The 21036-nt window shown below is 67.5% G+C and carries 22 protein-coding genes; 15 read left to right on the top strand and 7 right to left on the bottom strand.

Features of this window, described 5'->3' with window-relative positions; translation table 11 throughout:
• The first annotated feature begins 156 nt into the window (after positions 1–156).
• Both ITJ69_RS19435 and ITJ69_RS19440 read left to right on the top strand, forming a co-directional pair.
• Positions 157–633, top strand: a complete 477-nt coding sequence (locus tag ITJ69_RS19435) for a hypothetical protein (RefSeq protein WP_194673744.1) — start codon at positions 157–159, stop codon at positions 631–633.
• Complete coding sequence (locus ITJ69_RS19440) at positions 630–1601, top strand: NADP-dependent oxidoreductase (protein ID WP_194673745.1); 972 nt, start codon at positions 630–632, stop codon at positions 1599–1601. The genes ITJ69_RS19435 and ITJ69_RS19440 overlap by 4 nt, the downstream gene beginning before the upstream one ends.
• A gap of 164 nt (positions 1602–1765) precedes the next feature.
• Here ITJ69_RS19440 and ITJ69_RS19445 read toward each other — a convergent pair whose 3' ends face one another.
• Both ITJ69_RS19445 and ITJ69_RS19450 read right to left on the bottom strand, forming a co-directional pair.
• The gene (locus tag ITJ69_RS19445; protein ID WP_194673746.1) at positions 1766–2203 is read right to left on the bottom strand and encodes a hypothetical protein; all 438 of its coding nucleotides are present in this window, start codon (positions 2201–2203) and stop codon (positions 1766–1768) included.
• A 473-nt stretch (positions 2204–2676) separates the two neighbouring features.
• Positions 2677–3726: an IS110 family transposase gene (locus ITJ69_RS19450; protein WP_194673747.1), complete on the bottom strand. Its 1050-nt coding sequence runs from the start codon at positions 3724–3726 to the stop codon at positions 2677–2679.
• Positions 3727–4060: 334 nt separating this feature from the next.
• On the opposite strand from ITJ69_RS19450, the gene ITJ69_RS19455 reads away from it, so the two are divergent.
• Positions 4061–5527 carry a hypothetical protein gene (locus ITJ69_RS19455; protein ID WP_194673748.1) on the top strand — a complete coding sequence of 489 codons (1467 nt, stop codon included), beginning with the start codon at positions 4061–4063 and terminating at the stop codon, positions 5525–5527.
• A gap of 53 nt (positions 5528–5580) precedes the next feature.
• Entirely contained in the window at positions 5581–6168 is a 588-nt protein-coding gene (locus tag ITJ69_RS19460; protein WP_194673749.1) for a hypothetical protein, read from the top strand.
• A 259-nt stretch (positions 6169–6427) separates the two neighbouring features.
• Here the strand turns inward: ITJ69_RS19460 and ITJ69_RS19465 are convergent, their stop codons facing one another.
• The gene (locus ITJ69_RS19465) at positions 6428–6913 is read right to left on the bottom strand and encodes a GNAT family N-acetyltransferase (RefSeq protein ID WP_194673750.1); all 486 of its coding nucleotides are present in this window, start codon (positions 6911–6913) and stop codon (positions 6428–6430) included.
• 80 nt (positions 6914–6993) lie between these two features.
• Between ITJ69_RS19465 and ITJ69_RS19470 the strand changes: the two genes are divergently transcribed.
• Positions 6994–7944, top strand: coding sequence for an alpha/beta fold hydrolase (locus ITJ69_RS19470; protein ID WP_194673751.1), 951 nt, complete (start codon positions 6994–6996; stop codon positions 7942–7944).
• A 205-nt stretch (positions 7945–8149) separates the two neighbouring features.
• On the opposite strand, the gene ITJ69_RS19475 is transcribed toward ITJ69_RS19470, so the two are convergent.
• Together ITJ69_RS19475 and ITJ69_RS19480 are read right to left on the bottom strand one after the other, a co-directional pair.
• Positions 8150–8320 (bottom strand): hypothetical protein, encoded by a 171-nt coding sequence (locus tag ITJ69_RS19475; RefSeq protein ID WP_165901488.1) that lies wholly within the window; start codon positions 8318–8320, stop codon positions 8150–8152.
• Positions 8321–8330: 10 nt separating this feature from the next.
• On the bottom strand, positions 8331–8717 hold the full coding sequence (locus ITJ69_RS19480; RefSeq protein WP_194673752.1) for a hypothetical protein: 387 nt from the start codon (positions 8715–8717) through the stop codon (positions 8331–8333).
• A 110-nt stretch (positions 8718–8827) separates the two neighbouring features.
• Between ITJ69_RS19480 and ITJ69_RS19485 the strand changes: the two genes are divergently transcribed.
• From ITJ69_RS19485 to ITJ69_RS19530, 10 genes are all read left to right on the top strand, one after another.
• The gene (locus ITJ69_RS19485; RefSeq protein ID WP_131847332.1) at positions 8828–9034 is read left to right on the top strand and encodes a hypothetical protein; all 207 of its coding nucleotides are present in this window, start codon (positions 8828–8830) and stop codon (positions 9032–9034) included.
• Positions 9035–9292: 258 nt separating this feature from the next.
• The gene (locus ITJ69_RS19490) at positions 9293–9586 is read left to right on the top strand and encodes a WXG100 family type VII secretion target (RefSeq protein ID WP_027467101.1); all 294 of its coding nucleotides are present in this window, start codon (positions 9293–9295) and stop codon (positions 9584–9586) included.
• Positions 9587–9673: 87 nt separating this feature from the next.
• Entirely contained in the window at positions 9674–9979 is a 306-nt protein-coding gene (locus ITJ69_RS19495) for a hypothetical protein (RefSeq protein WP_027467100.1), read from the top strand.
• Positions 9979–11418 carry a hypothetical protein gene (locus ITJ69_RS19500; protein ID WP_027467099.1) on the top strand — a complete coding sequence of 480 codons (1440 nt, stop codon included), beginning with the start codon at positions 9979–9981 and terminating at the stop codon, positions 11416–11418. The genes ITJ69_RS19495 and ITJ69_RS19500 overlap by 1 nt, the downstream gene beginning before the upstream one ends.
• Positions 11419–11428: 10 nt before the next feature.
• On the top strand, positions 11429–12064 hold the full coding sequence (locus ITJ69_RS19505; protein WP_131847336.1) for a hypothetical protein: 636 nt from the start codon (positions 11429–11431) through the stop codon (positions 12062–12064).
• A complete protein-coding gene (locus ITJ69_RS19510; RefSeq protein ID WP_194673753.1) occupies positions 12061–12771 on the top strand; it encodes a hypothetical protein in 711 nt (236 codons plus the stop codon). The genes ITJ69_RS19505 and ITJ69_RS19510 overlap by 4 nt, the downstream gene beginning before the upstream one ends.
• Positions 12768–13685, top strand: coding sequence for a hypothetical protein (locus ITJ69_RS19515; protein WP_194673754.1), 918 nt, complete (start codon positions 12768–12770; stop codon positions 13683–13685). Before ITJ69_RS19510 ends, ITJ69_RS19515 begins: the two co-directional genes overlap by 4 nt.
• The gene (locus ITJ69_RS19520; RefSeq protein WP_194673755.1) at positions 13685–18115 is read left to right on the top strand and encodes an FtsK/SpoIIIE domain-containing protein; all 4431 of its coding nucleotides are present in this window, start codon (positions 13685–13687) and stop codon (positions 18113–18115) included. The genes ITJ69_RS19515 and ITJ69_RS19520 overlap by 1 nt, the downstream gene beginning before the upstream one ends.
• Before the next feature lie 381 nt (positions 18116–18496).
• On the top strand, positions 18497–19177 hold the full coding sequence (locus ITJ69_RS19525) for a hypothetical protein (RefSeq protein ID WP_159573587.1): 681 nt from the start codon (positions 18497–18499) through the stop codon (positions 19175–19177).
• A gap of 350 nt (positions 19178–19527) precedes the next feature.
• Positions 19528–19782, top strand: a complete 255-nt coding sequence (locus ITJ69_RS19530; protein ID WP_131845521.1) for a hypothetical protein — start codon at positions 19528–19530, stop codon at positions 19780–19782.
• Positions 19783–19812: 30 nt separating this feature from the next.
• Here the strand turns inward: ITJ69_RS19530 and ITJ69_RS19535 are convergent, their stop codons facing one another.
• The gene (locus tag ITJ69_RS19535) at positions 19813–20703 is read right to left on the bottom strand and encodes a hypothetical protein (RefSeq protein ID WP_194673756.1); all 891 of its coding nucleotides are present in this window, start codon (positions 20701–20703) and stop codon (positions 19813–19815) included.
• 124 nt (positions 20704–20827) lie between these two features.
• On the bottom strand, positions 20828–21036 hold a 209-nt coding region (locus tag ITJ69_RS20635), incomplete at its 5' end, for a hypothetical protein (RefSeq protein ID WP_228549959.1).

The following is a 21036-nucleotide window of genomic DNA, read 5'->3' on the forward strand; positions in this document are numbered from 1 at the left end:
CAATCACCACCGACCACACACCGGCCTCGGCGGCCAAACCCCATCAGATCGCGTTCACAACCTCACGGGGAACTACACCTAGAGGTCCAAGGCCCGGGCTTCTTCAATGGCAGGGCAATCGCATCGCCCCTGTGGCTATTGGCGAGCGGCGCGTACGTGATCAACGGTCTGCTGCTCGTCGCCGCGCTCCTGCTCTTGATAGCCCGGCGCAGCCAGCAGCGCCTGCCAGTCGCGATCGCAGTGGCCGGGATTGCCAGCGCCGCCGGGCTCGTCTTCGACGGGTTTGTGCACGAATCGCCGGCGAGCAGTCTGCCGTTCCATTTCACAGCGGCGCTGTTCATCATCTTCGGCGGCATCGTCGCCTTCGCCCTCGCTGCGGTTTACGCGGCGCGGACCGGCATGCACCCTGTGTTCGTGTGGGTCCCGGCATTGTTCGCGGGCATCCAGCTGATCAGCACGGTACTCCTGAACATGGTGCCGGCGAGCGTCGTCGGTATCGCCGAGCGCGGCTCGTTCTACCCTGTCCTGATAGCTGAGCTTGCGGCCGGCGTGCTCCTCCTGGCCGCGCCGTCCGTGTTCGGTGCCCGACCCAGGCCGATCGGCGTCTCGACCGAGGCGCAGGTTGCCCGATGAAGGCCTTCGCAGCGACCGAATACGGCGCACCCAGCCTGATGTCCGTCCTGGACTTGCCGGCTCCACAGGCCGGCCGCGGCCAGATCCAGGTGCGGATCGCGGCGGCGAGCATCAACCCGACCGATCTCCTCGTCGTGGCCGGCGCTTACGCATCGATGATTCCGGTGGCCTTCCCGTACATCCCTGGGAACGAGTTCGCCGGCACGGTGACACAGGTCGGGGAGGACGTGACCGGATACAGGGTCGGTGACGAGGTGTTCGGCTCGGCGATACCTGGGCCTTTGGCGATGATGGCCGATCCCGCTCGCCCCTCGATCAGTACCGGTTCGCTGGCTGAGTTTGCGGTGTTCGAAGCAGACACGCCACTCATCACGCACCGCCCGGATCGGGTGCCGGTCGCACAGGCCGCGGCCTTGCCGATCGCCGGCGCGACCGCGTACACGGTCGCCAACACCGCCGACCTGCAGGCAGGCGAGACGGCACTGGTCATAGGTGCCACCGGAGGCGTCGGCACCGCCGCACTACCCATGTTGGCCCGGACCGGCGGGCACCTGACCGTGTCCAGTCGGCAGCCGAAAGCTGCCGAAACGCTGCGTGATCTTGGCGCCAGCGACATCGTTGCCGATCCGGCGAAATACCCCGACGGGGTCGATGTCATCGTCAACCTTGCACTGCAGTCAGACGCTCTCCGCGACGCGGTACGGCATCTGCGTCCAGGAGGACGCATCGTCGACATCATCTGGCCCGGGACAAGCGCCCACGACCTCGACCGTCCCGATACGACCTACACCTATGTCCGAGACATGGATGCTCATCCGAACGGGATGTCCGACGTTGCACGTCTTGCCGCCTCGGGCAAGCTGACCATGACCATCGCTGCCGAGTACGCGCTGACCGACGCCGTTGCAGGCATGGAGCGGTTCGCCCGCCGCGGTGCCATCGGCAAGGTCGTCATCACCATGAGCTGAAGCGACAATTCCGCGCCGAATGAGACTCGGTGCGGACTCGCTCGCGCATGTTCTAAAACCTCCCTCACGGTGCACATCGACATGCAACAGAATCGCCACAGCAACCCCCAGCAGTACTCCGCCGCTGCGAAGAGGTCGATCTACGCGACTGGGCTCCGATCGGCCTACTGATCGATCACCTCGAGACGGACGATCTCCGGTACGTGAAGTGCCGAGAAGTACGGACGCTGCAGGTGACCGCGTAGCTGTTTGAAGTACCCACGCAACATCCAGTCCCGATGCCAGCGGGCTTGCTTGAGGCTGACCGGCCGGTTCGGGATACTCCCCCGCGAACCATCCATCCCTAGCGTCACGACCATGTACCCGTGATGACCACCCGGCGGGCCGGCATATCGGCGGAGCTCTTGGTATCGGTCCGGCAAGTCCGAATACTCGACGCGATCAACCCTGTTAGGAGTATCGGGCGACTCGATGACCGCGACAACTAAGCATTGTGGGCGTTCAGCCCGGACGGCATCGGCCGCGGCCTCGGGCGTAGCCCCAGCTCGCACCACATGATCGATCAAGCTGCCATCACGGAAGCCCACCATCCACTCGCCCACGAATCAAAACCCTATGCCGCTCGCAGCTTGCCGTCTCGACCCTTCTATAGGTGAAGTCAAGGAGTCATCGCTGCTCCGAGGTCCCAGGACTAAGGTCGCCGAGGTGAGCAACAGCCTCGTGATCGCGCGCTTTTCTCCAGGACCCTGGTGGGGCTTCAATGGAGTAGACGTCCTGGAGCTCGACGACGTGTCACTGGTCCGGCGGCGCTTCAAGCTGCTGCGCGGCCGCGTGCCAACTGCGGTCCCGCTGACCTCCGTCTCTCTTGTGTCGGTGGAAGTCCGGCCGAAGAAGCGCGGCAGGGATCCTCAGTGGGTTCGCATGGTCCTGCTTTTCGGGGGCGCTCGGAAGGTGTTCACCGGACGAGTAAGAGATGGGCAGCCTTTCGCTCAAGCGCTTACTCGTCGACTGACGCGGCCTACGACCTGAGCCCGACTGGCGGTCGGATGCTGGAACGCAAGCCTTATCGGTGCCGTCAGGCGGTCATGGTGGCGGTGAGGTGCCGATAGATCTGTCGGGCGATATAGCGCTTGAGCATGCGCTTGACCTCTCTCGTGGTCTTCCCTTCCGCAAGGCGGCGTTGTTTGTAGGCGCGGGTGTCGGGGTCGTAGGAGAGTCGGACGCGGGCGACGGTCTCGAGCGCGGAGTTCAGCCGTCGGTCGCCGTGCCGGTTCAGTCGGTGTCGGCTGGTGTTGCCGCTGGAGGCGGGGATCGGTGCGGCGCCGGCGAGGGACGCGAACGCGGCTTCGCTGCGGACTCGGCCCACGTGCGAGTACGCGGTCAGGAACACGGCCGCTGGCACCGGCCCGACTCCGCCGATGTCCAGCACCGACGGCGCGAGAGCAGACACGTGCAGTCGGAGCGCGTCGTGGTTGGCTTCGAGCTTGCCGGTCAGGTCGATGACGTCGCGGGCGAGGCGGACCGCTTCGCCGCGAGCGATGAGCCTGTCGATGTCGTCGCTGGGGTGGTGCCGCCACACTGCAATCGAGGCGATCTGCTTGTCCGTAAGCGGGCGCCGAGCGTCGACGCCGAGGTCGATGGTGCGCAGCAGCGCGATGAGTGCGTTGCGGCTCGCGGTCCGTTGACCGTCCATCGATCTCCGGGCAGACAACAGGAGGCGAAGCGCCGAACGGATCTTGCCGGTCCTGGGCCAAGAGAGCAGTGCGGTGTCGGTGCGCAGCACGGCTCGAGCTGCGGCTTCGGCATCGATGGGGTCGGACTTCCCGCGAGCTCCGCGGTCTGCTCGTCGTGGTGGTCGCGCTTCGACCACGGGGATACCGGCCTGCTGCAGGGCTTCGGTCAGGGATGCTCCGTAGGAGCTGGTCCCCTCGATGGCTGCGAGCCGTCCAGCGGATGTTCGACGATCGATCCAGGCCAGAGCGCGAGCGAGACCTGCCGGGTTCGTCGGGAACATCGCAGTATCGATGATGCCGCCGGTACGGGTATCGAGGACGACGTAGGTGTGGGTTCTGGCGTGCGTGTCGACGCCAATGACTTGCGTGTACTCGTCTGCGACGATGGGCATCGCGGGACTCCTTCCAAGACGGGGACCGTGTTGGTACTCGGCCCGGGAGAGTCGTTGCGGGGCGGATCTCTAACGAGTCACAACCAGCTGGCTGGTCGGACGACCTTCTATCAAGCCATCGCAGCGGACGGGCCGGCACCAGCCCCGCCACCCGCGGCGGACGAGTCGAGACAATGCCACGCCATGATGACGGGCAGATAGCCGAAGAGTCACACCACGAGCCGGGACCGGTGCCAGCCTGCCAGCCAGCCCCAGGCCAGCCAAGAACAATTAGAGATAGCCGATCGGCTACTGGAACGTGGACGGGCCTGCTTGTCGCGACTAGCGTCACCTCATGGACAACGTTCTCCGCGCGGGTGAAGTGCGAACCGGATTTCTCACCGACGGACAGCATCCGGACCTGGTCGCGGCGTCGCTTACCTGGACAGAACGTGGACCCGAGCTATCTGTACCCGGCGCTCCAGGGCGGACGCAGTTCGAAATCGTCGAAGACTGGTTCAGGCGCCGGCGCGGCGGCATCGATCTCCTCTTCACAGATAACCGCGGCCCCGTGACACTGTCCGACGTTCGATACGCCGGACACCACGGCAACGAAATCCGCGTCACGAAGGCAACAGCCCGGAACGCGATCTGCCAATACCCACGCCAACTACCTGCAAGCAACGCCGAAGAGCGGCTCACACGCGCGATCGAGACCCCGTTCGAACCGTCCGTGCTCTCGGTGGAAGAGCTTTACTCCACGGTTGACGGGCTCGCGCGGTTCAGCGGGTTCGGTCGCATCGAGGTTGAGGAAACAGACCCCGACCATCCCGAACGGATCTCACTGACTCGGGATCCCAATGAGAAGCTGACCTGGACAGTCGACGTCGACGAGCTGCCCTCCACCCTGCAGTACGAAGTGCTTCGCACAACGCCATGTCGGGAGAACGACGACGGCGTGACCGTGCGGAACGAGGTCGTCGTGCAGACCCGTTGGTTGGGTGGCAACGTACAGCCGGAGATACTGCTCTGGCAGCAGTACCCGCTCCGCAGCCTCTTGGTACTCGCCTACAGCCGGCCGATCCAGTGGCGCACGCACCATGTCCGCGGAAAATCGTTCCCGACGACGCACCGAGGGACTGAGGAAACGAGCTGGGTGCCGGCGTTCATTGCTGACACCGCGCAAGGAACCTTCCAGGACCCTGCGAAGCTGGAGATGCCGTTGTTCGGGATGCAGGACCTCGGACCGGATGGGATGCGCGCCTGGTTCGAACGATGGCTCGAGGATGACTCCTTCCGCAACCCCATGCAGTCCGCAATCGAGGCGCTCTCTGGATTCACTCGCTTCCTCGAACCCCGGGTGATGCTCCTGATCAACACCCTCGAGGCGTTGGGCGGGTGGGTGACTGGTGATCCCCACAAACGGATGTCGCTGGTCAAGGCGGTCGAGAACTGCGCACGCGCCAGTGGTGGCGAGTGGTCAAACATCGGCGACCCGGCAACCGATCCTGAGGTCTTGATCGCCAGGTTCCTTGCAACCCTGCAGAACGACCTCAAGCACGGACAACGTGGTCAACGGCGATCCCTACGAGATCTGCGCTTCGCGGAAAGGCTGTCAGCAGCTTTGATCCGCATGACGGCGCTGCATGAAATCCCGATTGACGAGGACGCTGCGCGGTATGCCCGAGCGAGCCTCGTCGAGGACGTAGAGAACGAGCTCGGGCAGGACGAACTCGCCATCATCGAACGTCCAAACGGGACCGGTGGGAACGGCGACCCCAAGACCATCACTGAGGGTGTTCTGAGACGCGCGGCGCCATAGGGCACATGAGTCGCACCACCTCGTGCCCGGTGTTGCACCGATAGCGTGTCCTCGTGTCGACCTCCTTCCGCGCGTTCCTAGACGAATCGTCTGCGAACCGTGGTGATGAACGGCAGGAGTATCTGGTGTGCGCTGCGCTGGTGTCCTCCGACGACTGCGAACACGTTCGTGAGCAGCTGCGGCCGCTCCTGCTGCCTGGTCAGATCAAGTTCCACTGGACAGACGAGAACGACCGTCGGAAACATCAGATTGTGCAACGCATCGTCGAGCTCGGCCCAATGAGCGTGGTCTACTCGCACCTCGACGCGCGCCGGAAGAAGACGGAACGCTACCGCCGCAAGACCCTCGAGAGCCTTTACCACGAGCTCATCGGCATGGAGGTCTTCGACCTGACTCTAGAGGCCCGCACACCAGCCCAAGACGCAAACGATCGCGCTCACATCGTGGGCCTGCGCAACCAGGGACTCGATGGCCAGCTCCACATCGAGCACCTCCGAGGTGGCGACGAACCCCTCTTGTGGATCGCGGACGCTGTACTAGGAGCCATCAACGCCGAGCATCTCGGCGACGACAGCTTCATCGCCGCGCTGCGCTCAACACTGGTCGTGCAGGAACGCACACCGGACTCACTCGAGCTGTAACGAACGAAAGACCCTGGATCCAGTCGTCCGGCTGGGGTTCCAAGGTCTTCTTCCTCACCCGTCGCAACGGGAGGCGCTGCCCATGCTACTAACTTAGTAACGCGTTAGCAACGCTGCGGTAGTGCATGGGTCGCCGGGAACGAGATCAGTCGCGGGAGCCCGCTCTTGCGGTGACCGGCCACCGAGGTGCGCGGCGGCTAAGTGGATACTGCCCGACGCATCTGCCGCGACCCCCGAGATGAGTTCGATAGCCGATCCCCTACCGGGCAGGACCGCCAAGTGCGGAGCGGAGAACTTTGAGGTCGCGCATCCACGCCATCTCCCGCTCAAGCTGACCGGTTTTGGTAAAGAGGCGTACTTGCTGCGTGTCGGACAGCACGGCGGCGAGTTGACCCCGGTCTGCCGGACCGAATCCGAGTTTCTGCCAGAAGGGCCCCGATCGGCGTGAGAAGAGCCACGCCCGCGTCGCGCCCGAGCCAGCTGCTTCTTCGAGGGCGAATCTCGCGAGACGGGTGCCGGCACCAGCGGCGCGCCGTGCGCTCGAGACTGCGACGCTCCGGATCAAGACGTCTGCACCATCAGCGCTGGCTTCGTACCCGGCGCTGCCGACGATTTTGCCATCGTGGTCGCGCTCGACCCACACTCGGACAGCGGTCGAGTCGAACCCAGCGATAGTGAGGTCAGCTTCGCTGAGAAACGCGCGGAGCTCCTGGACATCGTCGTTCATCACCGGCGAGTAGGTCATAGCTCATGCTCTCGCACCACGCCCGGTCAAGGATCGACTAACGAGAAGACACTGAGTGCGGTCGTCGATAGCGTGGAGTGGTGACTTACGACCGGTACGAGCCCTATCGGACGAGCGCCGTCGACGTGGACGGAGATGCCTCGATCTACTGTGAAGAGTCGGGCAATGCCGACGGCGTGGCTGCCCTCTGGCTTCATGGCGGGCCCGGAGGATCACTCGGCAGCGGCTGGTACCGCACTCACTTCGACCCGGCACGCTACCGACTGATTGGGATCGACCAACGCGGCACCGGCAAAAGCCGCTCAGCAGGCGAAGCGGACGGTGGGATGGATCGACAGAACACTCAGCAACTCATCGACGACATCGAAACCGTCCGCCGACGCCTCGGCGTCGACACCTGGGTGGTCTCCGGGATCTCCTGGGGAACCACGCTCGCGTTGGCCTACGCACAACAGCACTCAAAACGGGTCCGCGCACTCGCGCTCATGGCTGTCACGACCACCAGCCGCAGCGAGGTCGATTGGATCACGGAGGGCGTCGGTCGGTTGTTCCCGGCGGAATGGGATGAGTTTGACCGCGCGAGCCAGCGACGCTCCGGCGAACGGATCGTCGACGCGTATGCCCATCTCCTGACGTCCTCGGACGCATCAACCCGCGAAGCCGCAGCCGCAGCCTGGGACCGGTGGGAAAACGTCCACGTCTCCCTCGATCACCCGGAGCTCCGGAACGAAGGCCACATCGGTCCCGATCGCCGCGAAGAGTTCGCCCGGCTCGTGACGCACTACTGGAGCAACGACGCCTTCATGCCTGGAGACGACGCGATCCTGGCTCGGCTCGACCGCATTCAACACATCCCCACCACCCTCGTGCACGGCCGAAAAGACATCAGCGGCCCGGCAGTGACACCCTGGCGGCTTCACCAGGGTCTTCCGCAGAGCGCACTCACCATCGCGGAGGATGAGGGGCACGGCGGACCCCAGCAAAGCGCCGAACTGACACGAGCACTAGACCGAATCGCAGTGGGCGTCTGAGGCGAAGGGCGTTTCCCGTTAGCCGATCGGCTACCGCACGCCTCGGCAGTGAATCCGGCGCCCGCGGAGATCTGGGGATCCGGGTGTGTGGTGGTCCACGCTGATCTGCCCGATTCTGGGCACGATCCTTCACACGGTTGTGACGTGAGACGCAACGCGAGAGCCCCAGCACCGTTGGGTGCTGGGGCTCTGTTACGTCATTGCTCTATCGGCGTGGTGACGTCCGCCGTTTGTGTCGAGCGATCAGGGCGTCGCCCGCGATGAGTGCAAGCGCCGAGGCAGCTCCAAGGATGGCGAGCAACCACCAACTGGTGTCGGTGAGGAAGCCGATCAGGCCGAGGACGACGATCGGTACCGCGATGAACTTCAGCAACATCGGATCGACCCTAACTGCTGCAGTTCTTGCGGGCGGTCTTCACGAAGGGCTTCGCGGAGCCGACCTTGGTCTGGTAGCAGGAGTTGCTGGCGTACTTCTTGTTCGAGTAGATCTTGGCGATGCTCTTGAAGACTGCCTTCACCGTCACACCTCCAGCGGCGGTGCACAGGACCGCCGCGGCTTTTGCCACTGGTGACGGGAGCTTGGTCGCTCCTGAGCAGATGGCGACGGCGCTGAGTCCGGCGATCGCGGTCGCGGCCGTGGCGATCGCCTTCATTTCCGCGCCGGTCAGGTTGATGTAGGCGCCCGGGCTGTAGGGCGTGCCCGTGATCCCCGCGGTGATCTTCGGGTCCGCGACAACCGGGTACGTGACCGGTGCCGCACTGTGGTCAACCACGCACCGATGCCCTCGATATAACGGCAGGCGATGCCGATCGTCCATGACCGCAACCGCTGTTGGGCTCTTGCGCGGTCTTCAGCGTCAACCGGCAGATCGAGATGGACGCGATGAAAGTCACCATGAAGCGCGACTACGGCGCGGACATCGCCGCGCTCCCCGCGTGGCACAAGTACGTCGCCGGCGGCCGTGTCGTCGCCAGCTGGACGAACCCGTTCACCTACAGCCAGGGCGTCAAACAGACCGGGTGGGGCTCGGACCAGGAGCGGGTCCCCGGCGACAAGGAGGCGTCCGGCGCGTTGGTGCACGGTTTCTGAGTCCTCCTTTCGGGGGACCGGACGTCCGCTCGGCGCGTCCCGACACGCCGGATGGCCCAGAATTTCATAACGGGTGACATACGAATACCGCTCGGCATCGACCGTGTGCCGGCGGCGATGTACTGGAATCTGCACAATCGTGTGAAGAAGTGCACTCCGCAACACGTCGGGAAACGTACCCCGGCAACCGGTTCCATCGTGAAATAACCTCTGATCTGTCCCTCGATCGGGGGTGCAGACGAACGACAGGAGCAGGCAATGCCCAACTTGAACGTGACCTACGGCGAGATGCAGGACGCCGCGACCCGACTCGTGAACGGTGAGCAGGACATCACCTCGAAGCTGCGTGAGCTGAAGTCGCTCGTCGACTCCCTCATCTCGGGCGGCTACGTCACGGACCAGTCGTCGGTTGCCTTCGGCAGCTCGTACCAGGAGTTCAACGACGGTGCGACGAAGACGATCGAGGGCCTCGAGGGCATGTCGATGTACCTGAACAAGGCGTCCGAGGCGCTCCAGCAGACCGACCAGGAACTCGCGAACGCCATCAAGTAGCGACCGCGAATCGGTCCCGGTCCTCGTCATGACGACGAGCACCGGGGCCGATCCGGTTCCGATCCCGTTCACCGACCAGGAGCAGTCATGGCAGACCTCATCATCACGAAGGAAGTCCTCGAGGACTCGACCACCAAGCTGCAGCACATCTCGGACGAGCTGGAGCACCAGAAGTCCGACGACCGCGCGCTCGACCAGGTCTACGGCCAGCACGACGTGTACAAGGCCATGAACGACTTCTCCGGCGACTGGAAGATCCACCGCAACAAGATGAAGGGCGCCATCGCCGGTTTGCGGGACAAGATGCAGAAGGTCACTCAGAACTGGACGGACCTTGAGCACGACCTCAGCGAGAAGCTCACCACCGAGACGACGGACGCGGGGAACGCCTGATGCCGGTGCGCGAGGGCAACTGGGGTTTGCTCGGCGAGTCCACCGACCCGGTGATCGCGGACACCGGCGTGATGCAGGAGCTCATCACCTACTACAAGGACATGGCGTCGGAGATCACCTCCGAGGCGGCTGTCCTGAAGAGCATCGGCGACGGCGACGACAGCAAGTTCAAGGGCGAGACCGCTGACGCCGTCCGGAAGAAGAGCAAGGAGGTCGCGGAGTCCCTGCAGAAGATGTCAGGCCGGTACGACGCCATCCGGGATGCGCTGACGGGGTACCTGCCGGCGCTCGAGGACGGGCTCAGCGAGTCGGCCGCGGCACTGCAGGCAGCGGAGACCGCACAGCAGTCGGGTGCGAGTGCGTCGGCGATGCCGGACCCGTCCGAGAACCGCGCCGACGACGCTCCCCCGCTCACCGACGACGAGCAGGGGCAGATCGACGCGAAGCACGCGGCGACGACCAGGTCGAACGACGCGATGGACGCGGCGAAGACCAAGTTGCGGAACGCGTTGTCGGCGCTCGACGGTGCGGGCAAGGCGGCGGCGTCGACGATCCGGGCGGCATGGGACGACGGCCTGCACGACACCCTGGGCGACAAGATCAAGGCGTTCTTCTCGAAGCTGCTGAAGCTGATCGTCAAGATCTTCACGTACATCGGCATAGCCCTGGCTGCGCTGGCGATCCTGATCCCCGGCGTCGGTGTGCTGGCCATCATGGGCGCCGTCGCGGCCGGGGTCAGTCTCGTCGCGCAGATCGGGTTGACCGCGCTCGGTGAGGGGAACGTGTTCGACCTGGTCATGGCGGTCGTCGGCGTGGTCACGCTCGGGGTCGGTGCCGGGATCACGAAGGCGACCTCCGTCGCGGTCGGCAAGGGCGTCACCGCCGGCAAGACTGCGATCCAGAACGCCACGAAGGTCGACCTCGGGAAGATCTCGAAGATCCGGGACGCCGCCATCAAGGACTGGACGAGCGCTGGGTCGGCAACCAAGGTGCGGTACGCCAACCAGCTGGGCAACGAGGTCAGGACGAACGGGTTGAACAAGCTGGACGACTTCGCCGGCAAGTTCAAGGACAACCCGAACTGGTGGAACATCCCGAAGGTCGGCACGACGATCAAGAACGACTGGGCCACGATCTCGAAACAGTTCGGTGCCGACCGGTTCACCAGGCAGGGCTTCACGAGCTGGGCGGAACGGATCGGCGGCGTCGACTTCCAGCTACTGCGGAACGACCTCGGCAAATTCGGCGGCGCCAACGGGCTCGGCACGCTGGTCGGGAACGCCCCGAAGTGGCACACCTACGTCAACGGCGGGATGGCCGTGTGGGGCAAGAACTACTCCATCGCCGGGCTCGTCATCAACCCGATCGGCGACGGCGCGGACAAGAAGCGTCCGTGGACCGACGACTGGAACGCGATCAAGCACCCGATCGCCGTCTGAGAGCAGCGCAATGACCACAGCAGCACCCGCCGTCACGTCGAGCATCGACGTCGAGTCCCCGCAGTGGCTCGTCATCCCGGACGTCGCCGACGCGACCCCCGAGTGGCGTGCCGAGGTGCTGCGGTTGTTCGAGGCGATCGTGCACGTGGACCGCGAGGCCGAGGGCGAGCAGCGGATCTTCGACGACGGGCGGGAGGTCGACCCGCAGACGGCACTCGACACCCTGCTCGAGTTCCGCGCTTCGCTCTACGGCGGCGACCGGCTCGTCGCGGGTCTCGGTGTCCCGAACCGGTGGCCGCTCCCCGTCGTGGTCTCGGTCGGGGTCACCGACGGAGACGACGCACGCGGCACCCGCGCGCTCCTCGAGCTCGCCGGTGCCGATGGTGGGCTCCCGGTGGAGCAGCCCGCGGTCGACGAGCTTCCCGAGCACGTCGGGGGCGAGGGGCCGGTCGTCACCCGGTACGACCTCGACGACGACGGCGCGATCTGGGCGACGGTGTGTGCGGTCCGGCGGGAAGGCGGTAGAGACGGCCCCGCCGTCGACACCCGCGTCCTCTGGCGCACCAGGGACCTCGACGTTGTCCCGGTGTTCGGACCAGAGGTCGTCGACCTGCTCGCTGCGATCCGGAACGAGGTGGCCGCATGACCGAACCGACCGCGTCCTTCTTCATGGTCGTCCCGCCGGGGTGGGCTCGGCTCCCCGCAGACGTGCCCCATCGCGAAGAACTCGGTGAGATCGTCCGGCAGGTGATCGCCAACGCGCTCCCGGACGACCTGCCCCGCGACCGTGCCGAACCGCTGCGGCAGGAGATGCGGAAGCGCCTGACCGCGACCGTGGTCGAGGCCGGCGACAACGGCGCGACGGCGGTGTACCTGCCCGTGCAGCCCGTCGACAGCTTCACGCCCCCGGTGTCCGTCATCGAGACTGAGGTGGACGACGAGTCCGACGAGGCCCCGGAGCAGGTGATCGCGCAGATCCTCGCCGATGCCCTGCCTGACCGTCGGGAGCAGGACGACCCCGGCATCCGCGAGGTGGACGGCGGCATCGCCGCTCGCACGGAGACGGTGGTCCGTCGCGCCGACCCCGGCGCCGAGCTCCCCAGCATCGGCGAGGACCTGCCCGTCGTGGACGACCGCCAGGTCGTGTACACGATCCCGGTCCCGCATCGGCCCGGCCGATGGGTCGTGATGTCCTTCTCGGCGATCAGCCTCCCGGGCACCGACGAGCGGCTCACCGATGCGCTCGTCTCGCTCTTCGACGCGATCATGACCACGTTCCGGTGGACCGACGTCCCCGGAGCCGAACCGACCACCCTCGAACGCCGTCTGGCCGAGCTCGGAGGAGCCGCGTGACCTGGTCCTTCGCCCACCCCGAGTCGCACCTGCTCCTGACGATGTCGGTCGTGCTGTTCCTCGGGACCCTGGCCTTCGTGATCCCGACGATCATCGCCGTCCGTCGGCGCACGGCGACCGACGCGCTCGCGTGGGCCGATCAGGTCCGCCGTGACCCGGCCGCGCCGTGGGGCATCGACCGGGTCCTCCGCGCGGTGGACGCCTCGTGCGCAGCCGCCGGGGTCGTCTTCCCCGGCGCGGTCCGCATCCTGGTCGGCACGACCGTGCGGCTCGACCTCGCTTCCCCGACTATCGCACCGCCGCAGCCGTGGGCCGCGACCCCGGACGGCCGTTCGTGGTCGGCCCCGATGTGGGCGCTGCAGGCCGTGCCGCTCACCGCACCGGCCCCGAGCGAATTCGCCACGGTGGTCTCCCTAGGCACCGATGGTGACGAGAACGTCCTCGTCGACCTGCGTCGTGTGCGCGGGATCGTCGCGCTCCGGGGTGAGCAGGCCGCACGGGACGCGGTGCTCCGCCGCGTGGTCGACCAGGTTCGCACCGCTCCGTGGGCCACGGGGACCGCTTTGCTCAGCGTGGGTACCGGCTCCGCGTTCGGTGTGGCCGTGTCGGTGCACGACGCGATCGCGGCCGTCGCGGCGGACGCAACCCCGGGCCTCCTGGTCGTGGCGAAGGTGCCGTCCGGGGAGGACGGTCGCGAGCTCGCCCGGCTCCTCGAGCGGCCGGGTGGCCGGTGGGCCTGTGTCGCGGCCGCGCCGCACCCGCTCGCCCGGTGGACGGTCGAGGCCCGCCGCGACGGCACACACGTCTCGGACGTCCTCGGGACGGTCCGGTGGATGGACGTCGGCCTGTCCATGCCCCTTGCGGCGTCAACGCAGCTCGATCCGACAGTGCTCCCGATGGAGGCGGACGCCTGATGCGCGTCGTCGTCACCGTCGTCGACGACGTCACAGGCGATTCTTCCGACGTGCTCGTCGACGCACCGGGCCAGACCCCGATGCGCAGTGTCGTCGACGCGCTCGCTCGCCGCACCGGCGGCGCAGCGATGCCGCAGGACGCACCCGACGGCGACGTCCCCTTCGCCAGGAGCGGGTTGGTCGACGGTGCGGTGCTGCACGTCGGCGGCACGGACCGCCCCGAGACGGAGCGAGGGGTCGTCCACCTGCTGGTCGTCGGTGGTGTCGACGCAGGCCGGACGCGTCGGCTCTCGCCGGGCACGTTCCGGATCGCAGCCGCTGACGACGGGTCGCCGACGGTCGGCGCGGACGCTGCGGACCACCCCGGACTGGAGGCCCGGATCGCCTTCGACGGGAGCGTGACGGTCCGGCAGGCACCGACGGACGAGCCGGTAATCGGTTCAGCCGGTTCGGTCACGATCGAGCAGGACGAGATCGGCGACGAGTGGATGGCATGGGTCCCCGACGCGCTCGTGCGCCTCGGTTCGACCGTCCTCACGGTGCGCCCGGTCGAGGTCGTGGATCGCATGCTGCTCCGGCCGCCGGACTCGGGACAGCTGGACTTCAACCGGCCTCCCCGGTTACTGCCCCCGTTTCTGACGACGCAGTTCCGGATCCCGAAGCCGCCCGTGCCGCCGCAGCGGTCCGCGATCCCGTGGATCATGGTGTTCGTCCCGGCGATGTTCGGCATCGTCATGGCGACGGTGTTCCACTCGCCGTTCTACCTGCTGTTCGCCGCGATGACGCCGATCATGGTCATCGGGCAGACCGTCACCGCCAGACGGACGGGCAAGAAGAGCCACCGGAAGCAGACCGCAGAGCACCGGGAGCGGGTCTCGGCGCTCGAGCGTGCGATCGACGCCGCGGTGCTCGCCGAGCGGGACGAGCGCAGGTCGTCATCGTCCGACGCCGGGTCGCTGCGCGTCGTCGCGACGACCCCGGGGCGTCGACTCTGGGAGCGGCGCCCCTCGGACGCCGACCACCTGCACGTCCGGATCGGCATCGGTGACCTGCCCTCGACGGTCACCGTGCAGGACGACCGCGACCTCGACGGCCTCGCGCACGAGGACCGGATCACCAGGGGCGTCCCAGTAACCGTGCCGCTCGCCGAGGTCGGCGTGCTCGGCATCGCCGGGGCCGGAGCGTCGCCGCGCGAACTCGGCCGGTGGGTGCTCGGGCAGCTCGCCGTGACGCAGAGTCCGCGCGAGGTGCAGTTCGTCGTGCTCACCGCGCAGCAGCACGTTCCGCAGTGGGCATGGACGCTCTGGCTCCCGCACCTGCGGCCGACCGGCGGGCAGGACGCTCTCGCCCTCATCGGCGCGGACGGCGAGACCATCGGTCGTCGACTGGCCGAGTTGACCCAGGTGCTCGCCGAGCGCCGGGCCGAGCGGACCAAGAACGGCTCGATGCGCGCGCGCTTCTTGCCGGAGATCGTCGTCGTGCTCGACGGCGCCCGTCGGCTGCGTGCGATGCCGGGCGTCGTGGGACTGCTCCGCGACGGGCCGGCGTGTGGCATCCGACTGGTGTGCATCGACGAGGAGGAGTGGCAGCTCCCCGAGGAGTGTGTCGCGACCGTCACGCACCGGACCGAGACCGAGCTGGTCCTGCGGCGGCAGCTCTCCGCGCCCGTGGAGCTCGTGCTCGCCGACCGCGTCGAGGACGACTGGTTCGACGACGTCGCCCGTGCCGTGTCCCCGCTGCGGGACACGAGCGGCTCGGACGGGGACGGCCTGGTGCCCGACGCTGCGCGGCTGCTCGACGTGGTCGACCTGCCGCAGCCGTCCGGGGCGATCGTCGCGGAGCGGTGGCAGCGCGGCCCAGCGACGACGTCGGCGGTTGTGGGCGTGGGGATCGACGGGGCGTTCGCGCTCGACCTCGTGAAGGACGGCCCACACGGTCTCGTCGCAGGAACGACCGGTTCGGGCAAGTCCGAGTTCCTGCAGACCCTCGTCGCGTCGCTCGCGCTCGCGAACCATCCGGACCAGATGACCTTCGTGCTCGTCGACTACAAGGGTGGCGCTGCTTTCAGCGTGGCGTCCGACCTGCCGCACACCGTCGGGCTCGTCACCGACCTCGACCAGCACCTCGTCGAGCGCGCGCTCCGGTCGCTCCGCGCCGAACTCACCCGCCGCGAACACATCCTCGCCGCGTCCGGCGCCAAGGACATCGAGGACCACGAAGCGCACCTGGAACGCGGTGGTCCGGGCGAGGCGATGCCCCGGCTCGTGCTCGTCATCGACGAGTTCGCCGCGATGGTCACCGAGCTGCCCGACTTCGTGTCCGGCCTGATCGGGATCGCACAGCGCGGTCGGTCCCTCGGCGTGCACCTCATCCTCGCGACGCAGCGCCCCGGCGGCGTGGTCGGGCCGGACATCCGCGCGAACACGAACCTCCGTGTCGCGCTCCGCATGACGGACTCGGGCGAGAGCACCGACGTCATCGACATCGCCGACGCCGCACGCATCCCCAAGAGCGTGCCAGGGCGCGCGTTCGCGCGCCTCGGGCACTCCTCCGTGGTGCCCTTCCAGTCCGCGCGCGTGGGCGGGAAGTGGGCCGGCGACGAGGACCCAGCCACAAGCCTCCCGTTCGTCCGCGTGCTCAACTGGCGCGACTTCGCGACCGCACCACCCGCCCGCCCCGTCCGAAGCGACCGCGCGACCGCCGCGACCGACCTATCGGTCCTCGTCGGCGCGATGACCGACGCCCGCGACCGACTCGGCATCGGCCACCTGCACAGTCCGTGGCTGCCGCCGCTGCCCGAACTGCTCCCGCTCGACGACGTCGGCACGACAGCCGTCGGGGCCGGACAGACCCACGCCGCGGTCGACGGAGCGCTCCGCTTCCCCTTCGGCACCGAGGACCTGCCGGACACCCAGGAGCAGCGCGCAGCAGAGATCGACCTCGACCGCTTCAACCACCTGTTCATCGTCGGAGCTCCTGGTTCCGGACGGTCCCTGGCGCTCCGGACGATCGCCGCGTCCGCCGCGTCCTCCATCCCCTCCACCGACCTGCACCTCTACGCGATCGACTGCGGCAACGGCGCGCTCGCGTCCCTGCAGGCGCTGCCGCACTGCGGCGCGGTCGTCCAGCGCACGCAGGTCGAGCGTGCGACGCGGCTCATCGACAGGCTCAGCCGCGAGACCGCCCGTCGGCACGACGTCATCGCCGCCGCGAGTGCCTCGGACATCACCGAGCAGCGGCTCCTCGCCGAGCCGGGCGAACGCCTGCCGCACGTGCTGGTGCTCGTCGACCGGTGGGAGAACTTCACGACGTCGCTCGGCGAGGTCGACGGCGGTGCCCTCACCGACGCGCTGCAGGCGTTGCTGCGTGACGGCGCCGCGGCCGGCATCCACGTTGTCGTTTCCGGCGACCGGACGCTCCTGTCGTCCCGGATGTCGACGCTCACCGACGACAAGATCGTGCTGCGCCTGACCGACCGGCTCGACTACTCGCTCGGTGGCATCAACCACCGCAAGCTCCCGGCGACGATCCCGGCGGGACGCGGCTTCCGGGCGGACTCCGGCATCGAGGTGCAGTTCGCCTCGCTCGGATCAGACGTGTCCGGAGCGGGACAGACCGCCGCCGTCCGAGACCTCGCGTCATCGTTGCGTGCCGGTACCGCCGTGCCGCCGTCTCCGCGACCGTTCCGCGTCGACGCCCTGCCGAAGGACCTGGACCTCGACGGGGCACTCGCGCTCGAGTCGGCGCCGTCGCTGTCGCCGATGGTCGCGGTGACCGGGATCGGCGGCGACGACATGGAGCTGCAGACCGTCGACCTGTCGACCGGTGGCGGGACCTTCATCGTCGCCGGGCCGTCGCGGTCCGGGCGGTCGACGATGCTCGCGTCGATGGCGCGGTCGCTGCTCGCGGGCGGGACGGAACTCGTGGTGCTCGCGCCACGCCAGGGTGCGGTCCGCGACCTCGACGGGTTGCCCGGGGTCTGCGCAGTGTTCTCCGGCGACGACGTCACCGCGGAGGACCTGGCCCCCGTCCTCACGGCGTCCGGGAGACCAACGGTCCTCGTCGTCGACGACGGCGAGCTCCTCATCGACTGCACCGCCGCGAAGTGGCTGCGGGAATGGGGTCGAGCCGCCACGGACAACCGGCAGGGGCTCCTACTCGGAGGCAACACCACGGGCCTCGCAACCGGGTTCGGCGGCTGGCAGGTCGACGCCAAGAAGAACCGTCGCGGTGCCCTCCTCTCCCCGCAGGACACCCTCGCAGGTGACCTCATCGGCGTCCGGATCTCGCGGTCATCGATCTCCAGCCGCATCGAGCCCGGCACCGCCCTCGTCCACCTCGGCACCGGGCTCGCGTCCACGCTGCAGGTGCCTTCGGTCACAGCGAACACGAGGACGGGGAGCGAGGCGGTCGCGTTCGCGGAGCGCTGACGCCCCGACGCTGCGCGCAACCTGAACATCGGGGTCCCCCGGAGAACCTCGCCTTCTTCATGCGACCACGCTAGCCAGCGCCAGACGTCGAGGGTGCGGTCTCAGCCTGTCCGATAGCCGATCCTCAACCGGTACGCGCTGCAACAACACCCACGACCCTCGAACAGGTTACATTTCCCACAACAAATATTACGATGCGGTAACGGGGTACGGGGTTCCAATCTCCTCGTCGGAGGGCGCCGAATAGCTTGCATCAGCCGGGAACCATCCGGAGCGCTCACCAGCCGCACATCGCTGGTTCTCCACCCTGCACCAGGGTGTGTTCGGCGCGCACACAGCAGCCGCGCCGAGCGCGACACCTCAGCAAAGGAAACGATCACCATGCGCAAGAGCCTGAAGACCTCCATCACCCTCGCCACGACCGGCGCCCTCGTGCTCGGCGGTGCCGCGTTCGGCATCTCCTCCGCCCAGGCCTCGACCCCCGCGATCCACACGGTCTCGTCGTCGTCGTCGAAGATCCCCGCACCGGTCGCCTCGGTCCCCGAGGTCCTCGGTGGTTCCACCGCCGTGAAGCTCGACTCCGGCTTCACCGACGCCCTCACCGCCCTCAAGCTCACCCCCGGCGTCTCGGGAGATGCGACCCTGGCTGACGGGTCGGTGTCGTTCCCGATCACCGCCGGGTCGGTCACGTACTGGTCGCCGGACGGCGACTACAAGCCCTACGTGCAGGGCCTGCTCAACCACGACGACTCCGGCCTGACCCTGAAGGCCGGCGACACCACCGTCACGCTCGAGAACTTCGTCGTGAACCCGGGCTCCTCCAAGCTCTACGGTGACGTCCTGGTCAACGGCAAGGTCGCCGCGTCCAACGCGTTCCTGTTCGAGCTCTGGGGCGGTTCCCTCAAGCCCCTCCAGCTCGAGGGCGACAACGCCATCCTGACCGGCACCACCGTCCACGTCTCCGAAGACGCCGCCGGCCTGCTGAACAAGACCTTCGGCACCGACGCCGTCAAGCGCGGCCTCCTCGTCGGCACCGCCACCATCACCGCACAGATCAAGTAACACCCCACGTACTCCGGCTGTGCATGGCAGACCGGAACGGCCAACGCCCCGTCGCTCGCGACGGGGCGTTGCTCATGCGCCGAGACCCCACGCAACATCCGAAGCCCAAACGTCACTTTCGCGGTGACCAGCTGCGCCCGAACGCGCGCCGCTGGGCACCCCCCCCCAGTCCGCGCCTCCTTTCGCCGTGACTGGCCTCTGCGACACGTGGGTAGGTGCGGCAGCGAGGATCAGCAGCGCCAGCGCGAGCGCCCCGAGCCGACGGTGGAGGGCGAAGCGCACTCGGTGCTGAGCTGCTCCGCGGGTTAGCATCGCCCTGGGGCGGATGGTCTGCCATCAAGGGGGACACAGTGTCGGACATCATCGCGGTCGGGGAACACAAGAAACGGGTGCAGTTCAAGCTCCGCATCCAGATGGTCGCGTTCATCGCAGCGGTCGTCGGCGGAGCAGCGTTCGCCATCAACGGCGCCGCTCACCTGAACAGTGCCGCGCTCGGGGCCATCGGCCTCGTGGGACTGGGCGTGGCGATCATCGCGTACGTGTGGTCACGCATCTACGGGCTCGTCATCATCGCGAAGCACCAGGGACCGCCGAACCTGCGCTGACCGCGGTCCGGGTGCCGCACTGCAACACGCTCAGTGACAGGCCGTGTCAAGGGCAACGATCCGGCTGGTCGAGCCGATACCGTCCCCCCACGTGAAGATTCCGTGCAAGTCCGGAGACCCGGACACGTCGTCCGTGAACTCCAGCCGGCTCGAGCTGGCATCGACCTTCTGCTGCTGCAGATCAGCACCCGGCACGGTCGCCTCGACCGCTGCCCGGACCGCCGCGGCGGCGCGGACCGGGTCGACGGAATCATCGAGGAACAGGTCCCACCGGTAGAACACGCCCGCCTTCGGACCGTATCCCGCATCGCAGTGCCCCGTGGACGGGGTGACGCGGACAGACCGCGCCGCAGCCGAACCCGTCGGCAATGACTGCCCAGCGGGGACGATGTCGTCCGGTGTGATCGCCAGCGCATCCAGTACGGCTTGGCTCACCGCGTCGAGTCGCTGCTTCGTCGCGGCCCGGCGCGCGGGAGCGTTGCGTTCCGCAGCCCGACCCGCCGGCGAGGCCGCGCTCTCCGATGCTCGGGCCTCGGCTCTCGCCGACGCCAGCACCTCTGACCGCGGATTCTCCCGCTCGTACGCCGCCTGCAGCCGCACCGAGGTCCGGATGATCGTCACCGACCCCGGGACGATCGTGCAGAGAGCGATACCCAGCGCCACAGCTCCGACCAGGAGCGCTGCACCCGGTGTCCCACGAGTCCGCCGGACGTCGACGATGCCCCAAACGAGCGCCCACCCGGGGATCCCGACACCGAGCACGATCGCGACGACTCCGTAGCCAGCGAACCCACCAGGACCGCCGCCGTCACCACCGTCGCCGCCATCCTGCCCGTAGCCGGCCAGGAGACCGCCGAGGAAGTACGGCACGAACGCCACCAACAAGGCCACCAGCGCCGCGATCGCGAGACCAACGGACACCCCACTCACCCGTCGTCTTGCTCCCGGCCCACCACCCGACACTTCGGTCACACCACTCCCAACGCCCGGGTGTCGTTTGAGAGCACGCTCTCCCGAACGACAGGGGCAGGCTACCGCCAGATGATTACCTGGCCCCGCACGAACAGTCACCCACGCACCCGACGAAGAAGTCTCGGTACCGGACGGGTCCGCCGATGAAGTACCCGCGGCCGGGAACGGAGCGCAGAAGGTCGTCGCGGATGAGCACCCGGTAGGCGTTGTTGATGCCGAAGTAGAACGGACCCCCTGACGCCGAACTGGGATGGACCCCCTGGTTGACGCTAGGAGGGTGAT

This window comes from Curtobacterium sp. VKM Ac-2887, assembly GCF_015350935.1.
Classification (GTDB): domain Bacteria; phylum Actinomycetota; class Actinomycetes; order Actinomycetales; family Microbacteriaceae; genus Curtobacterium.

Excerpts from the sequence above, each read along its gene's own strand:
- ITJ69_RS19455 (WP_194673748.1), top strand. The coding sequence starts at position 4,061 with ATGGACAACGTTCTCCGCGCGGGTGAAGTGCGAACCGGATTTCTCACC.
- ITJ69_RS19475 (WP_165901488.1), bottom strand. The coding sequence starts at position 8,320 with ATGTTGCTGAAGTTCATCGCGGTACCGATCGTCGTCCTCGGCCTGATC.
- ITJ69_RS19525 (WP_159573587.1), top strand. The coding sequence starts at position 18,497 with ATGCGCAAGAGCCTGAAGACCTCCATCACCCTCGCCACGACCGGCGCC.
- ITJ69_RS19505 (WP_131847336.1), top strand. The coding sequence starts at position 11,429 with ATGACCACAGCAGCACCCGCCGTCACGTCGAGCATCGACGTCGAGTCC.
- ITJ69_RS19500 (WP_027467099.1), top strand. The coding sequence starts at position 9,979 with ATGCCGGTGCGCGAGGGCAACTGGGGTTTGCTCGGCGAGTCCACCGAC.
- ITJ69_RS19490 (WP_027467101.1), top strand. The coding sequence starts at position 9,293 with ATGCCCAACTTGAACGTGACCTACGGCGAGATGCAGGACGCCGCGACC.
- ITJ69_RS19450 (WP_194673747.1), bottom strand. The coding sequence starts at position 3,726 with ATGCCCATCGTCGCAGACGAGTACACGCAAGTCATTGGCGTCGACACG.
- ITJ69_RS19520 (WP_194673755.1), top strand. The coding sequence starts at position 13,685 with ATGCGCGTCGTCGTCACCGTCGTCGACGACGTCACAGGCGATTCTTCC.
- ITJ69_RS19510 (WP_194673753.1), top strand. The coding sequence starts at position 12,061 with ATGACCGAACCGACCGCGTCCTTCTTCATGGTCGTCCCGCCGGGGTGG.
- ITJ69_RS19465 (WP_194673750.1), bottom strand. The coding sequence starts at position 6,913 with ATGACCTACTCGCCGGTGATGAACGACGATGTCCAGGAGCTCCGCGCG.
- ITJ69_RS19485 (WP_131847332.1), top strand. The coding sequence starts at position 8,828 with ATGAAAGTCACCATGAAGCGCGACTACGGCGCGGACATCGCCGCGCTC.
- ITJ69_RS19495 (WP_027467100.1), top strand. The coding sequence starts at position 9,674 with ATGGCAGACCTCATCATCACGAAGGAAGTCCTCGAGGACTCGACCACC.
- ITJ69_RS19440 (WP_194673745.1), top strand. The coding sequence starts at position 630 with ATGAAGGCCTTCGCAGCGACCGAATACGGCGCACCCAGCCTGATGTCC.